Below are 3,543 nucleotides of genomic sequence, written 5' to 3'. Positions count from 1 at the left end.
AAAAGCAGATCAAGATCAAGAGCGGCTCGCTTCGCATCGTGGTTACGGTTGGGCGCTGCTGAGTTGTGTAGATACCTATGCTCATCGGGGGCAAGCCCCCTCCCACCTGTTGATGTGTGAATACAGTCAAGTGTGGGAGGGGGCTTGCCCCCGATGGCCGCGCCTCGGTTTTCCAGAAATCCCCCAGGCTGTTACCATTCGCCCCTTGTTTCAATTTTCAGTTTCATCGCCCATTCGAGACCTGCCATGACCACCGTCCGCACGCGCATTGCGCCATCGCCTACTGGGGATCCCCACGTCGGCACTGCTTACATCGCCCTGTTCAACTACTGCTTTGCCAAGCAGCACGGCGGTGAATTCATCCTGCGGATCGAAGACACCGATCAACTGCGCTCGACCCGTGAGTCGGAACAGCAGATTTTCGATGCCCTGCGCTGGTTGGGCATTACCTGGGCCGAAGGCCCGGATGTCGGCGGCCCCCACGGCCCGTATCGCCAGAGCGAGCGCAGCGATATCTACAAGCAGTACACCCAGCAACTGGTGGACATGGGCCACGCGTTCCCCTGCTTCTGCACCGCCGAAGAGCTGGACCAGATGCGCGCCGAGCAACAGGCCCGTGGCGAGACACCGCGCTACGATGGCCGCGCGCTGCTGTTGTCCAAAGAGGAAGTGGCCGCGCGCCTGGCCGCCGGCGAGCCCCATGTGATCCGCATGAAAGTGCCGAGCGAAGGCGTGTGCGTGGTGCCGGACATGCTGCGCGGTGATGTCGAGATTCCGTGGGACCGTATGGACATGCAGGTGCTGATGAAGACCGACGGCCTGCCGACGTACTTCCTGGCCAACGTGGTCGACGACCACCTGATGGGCATCACCCATGTGCTGCGCGGCGAAGAATGGCTGCCGTCGGCGCCCAAGCTGATCCTGCTCTATGAATACTTCGGCTGGGAGCAGCCGCAGCTGTGCTACATGCCGCTGTTGCGTAACCCGGACAAGAGCAAGTTGTCCAAGCGCAAGAACCCGACGTCGGTGACCTTCTACGAGCGCATGGGCTTCATGCCCGAAGCCATGCTCAATTACCTGGGCCGCATGGGCTGGTCGATGCCGGACGAGCGCGAGAAATTCTCGCTGCAGGAAATGGTCGACAACTTCGACCTGTCCCGCGTCTCCCTGGGCGGGCCGATTTTCGATATCGAGAAGCTGTCGTGGCTTAACGGCCAGTGGTTGCGTGATTTGCCGGTAGAAGAGTTCGCCAGTCGTGTGCAGCAGTGGGCACTCAACCCCGAGTACATGATGAAGATAGCGCCGCTGGTGCAGGGCAGGGTGGAAACGTTCAGCCAGGTCGCACCGCTGGCCAGCTTTTTCTTCGCCGGTGGCGTGAACCCGGAGGCCAAGCTGTTTGAATCGAAAAAGCTCTCCGGTGACCAGGTGCGTCAGTTGATGCAGTTGATCCTGTGGAAGCTCGAAAGCCTGCGCCAATGGGAGAAGGATGCGATCACCGCGACGATCCAGGCAGTGGTCGAGTCGCTGGAGCTGAAGTTGCGTGATGCCATGCCGTTGATGTTTGCCGCGATTACCGGGCAGGCCAGTTCAGTGTCGGTGCTCGACGCGATGGAAATCCTCGGCCCGGACCTCACGCGTTTCCGTCTGCGCCAAGCCCTTGATTTGCTTGGTGGTGTTTCGAAGAAAGAAAACAAAGAGTGGGAAAAGCTGCTGGGCGCTATCGCTTAAGCGCACGGCTGTAAGGACGAAACCCCGGTTTTCCGGGGTTTCGTCGGTAAGTGATTGTTATCCCGGCAAAAAATTTTGAAAATTGTTGAAAATAAATTTGACACGTTTCGAAACCGCCATTAAGATTCGCCCCGTCCTCACCGATGAGGGGCTATAGCTCAGCTGGGAGAGCGCTTGCATGGCATGCAAGAGGTCAACGGTTCGATCCCGTTTAGCTCCACCAATTTACAGGTTCAAGGTCTGGCCACACCGTCCTTGAATCGATCGGCACTCAGCGCCGATCAGTTGTACAGAAGGTTTTGTCCCCTTCGTCTAGTGGCCTAGGACACCGCCCTTTCACGGCGGTAACAGGGGTTCGAGTCCCCTAGGGGACGCCAGTTTCAACAAGCATTCCGAAAGGTCTGCTGCGCCGCCAGGCGAAAAATCGGGGCTATAGCTCAGCTGGGAGAGCGCTTGCATGGCATGCAAGAGGTCAACGGTTCGATCCCGTTTAGCTCCACCAATTTACAGGTTCAAGGTTGCGGCCACACCGTCCTTGAATCGATCGGTCTCGCACTGATCACTGTACAGAAGGTTTGTGTCCCCTTCGTCTAGTGGCCTAGGACACCGCCCTTTCACGGCGGTAACAGGGGTTCGAGTCCCCTAGGGGACGCCACGATTACCCGCTCTGCGGGATTTTTAAGGGTCATTCAATTATTGAATGGCCCTTTTGTTTGTCTGGCGTTCGGCCAATTCTTTCTCCACTTCCTTTCTTCTGTTCTGACCAATGGTCATGCTTGTCGCTTGCGCAATATTATTATGGTAATAATATTAAACCCATGAGAGACGGAGGCTTTGATGAGCGATAAAAAAGCGCAAACGCGCGAACGCATCTTGCAGGCCGCCAGCGCGGCATTGATCCAGCGTGGCCCGGCTGAACCGAGTGTCGGCGAAGTCATGGGGGCGGCGGGGCTGACGGTCGGCGGTTTTTATGCGCACTTTGAGAGCAAGGATGCGCTGATGCTGGAGGCCTTCACTGAGTTGCTGGCCAAGCGCCGCGCGGCGATAGAAGACCTGGACACGCAACTGACCGGCGAAGAGCGCCGAAGCCTGGTGGCGGCGTTTTACTTGTCGCGCAAGCACCGGGACTCCACCGGCGAGGCGTGCCCGCTGCCTGCGACGGTTGGCGAAATGGGCCGTTTGCCGGACGCGTTCCGCCAGGCACTGAGCGAACATTGCGAGCTGATGGCCGCCCAATTGGCGGCCACGCCGGAAGATACCGACAAGGCCCTGGCCGACATGGCGCTGATGGTCGGCGGCCTGACGCTGGCGCGAGCCCTGGGGCCCGGGGAGCTGTCCGATCGTGTGCTGCGCGCCGCCAAGTCGGCGGTACGCTGAAAGAGGGTTCAGGGCATGGGCGGCTTGAATTGGGTTCGTGGTTTCAACGGCACGGTCGGCCGACTCGCGCCGCAAACGGTGGCCAACCGAATGCGCCGCACCTTCATGACGCCCCGTGAGCTACCGCCACGGGCGTGGGAGCTGCCGGTGCTGGCGCAATCGGAGCGCATCACCTTGCGCTTTGGCCTCTCGGCGCTGCGCTGGGGGCAAGGACCGGCGGTGTTGCTGATGCACGGCTGGGAAGGCCGGCCTACGCAATTCGCCAGCCTGATCACGGCGTTGGTGGAGGGCGGCTACTCGGTGATTGCTCTGGATGGCCCGGCCCATGGGCATTCGCCAGGGCGTGAAGCGCACGTGCTGCTGTTCGCCCGTGCCATGCTCGAGGCGGCGGCCGAGCTGCCCCCGCTGCAGGCGGTGGTCGGCCACTCCATGGGCGGT

3 protein-coding genes and 4 tRNA genes are annotated in these 3,543 nt (G+C 60.3%); all 7 read left to right on the top strand.

The genetic code is table 11. The features are described from left to right. Positions 1-246: 246 nt before the first annotated feature. Positions 247-1,728: a glutamate--tRNA ligase gene (gltX, locus tag BFP96_RS11730; protein WP_065884120.1), complete on the top strand. Its 1,482-nt coding sequence runs from the start codon at positions 247-249 to the stop codon at positions 1,726-1,728. A gap of 147 nt (positions 1,729-1,875) precedes the next feature. Beyond that, positions 1,876-1,951 (top strand) — tRNA-Ala (locus tag BFP96_RS11725). A gap of 78 nt (positions 1,952-2,029) precedes the next feature. Continuing rightward, positions 2,030-2,105 (top strand) — tRNA-Glu (locus BFP96_RS11720). A gap of 49 nt (positions 2,106-2,154) precedes the next feature. Beyond that, a tRNA-Ala gene (locus BFP96_RS11715) sits at positions 2,155-2,230 on the top strand. A gap of 77 nt (positions 2,231-2,307) precedes the next feature. Continuing rightward, positions 2,308-2,383, top strand: a tRNA-Glu gene (locus BFP96_RS11710). A gap of 182 nt (positions 2,384-2,565) precedes the next feature. After that, positions 2,566-3,105 carry a TetR/AcrR family transcriptional regulator gene (locus BFP96_RS11705; RefSeq protein ID WP_065884118.1) on the top strand — a complete coding sequence of 180 codons (540 nt, stop codon included), beginning with the start codon at positions 2,566-2,568 and terminating at the stop codon, positions 3,103-3,105. Positions 3,106-3,120: 15 nt separating this feature from the next. Next, positions 3,121-3,543, top strand: a 423-nt coding sequence (locus BFP96_RS11700) for an alpha/beta hydrolase (RefSeq protein WP_139113390.1), incomplete at its 3' end; no start/stop codon positions are given.

Origin of the sequence: Pseudomonas sp. 34 E 7 (assembly GCF_900005715.1) — a bacterium.
GTDB classification, from domain to species: domain Bacteria; phylum Pseudomonadota; class Gammaproteobacteria; order Pseudomonadales; family Pseudomonadaceae; genus Aquipseudomonas; species Aquipseudomonas orientalis_A.
The sequence above is the reverse complement of the archived record's forward strand: the minus strand, read 5'-3'. Positions and strand labels throughout refer to the sequence as shown.

Bases quoted from the DNA above. Each gene is read 5' to 3' on its own strand.
- gltX (WP_065884120.1), top strand. From the start codon at position 247: ATGACCACCGTCCGCACGCGCATTGCGCCATCGCCTACTGGGGATCCC.
- BFP96_RS11705 (WP_065884118.1), top strand. From the start codon at position 2,566: ATGAGCGATAAAAAAGCGCAAACGCGCGAACGCATCTTGCAGGCCGCC.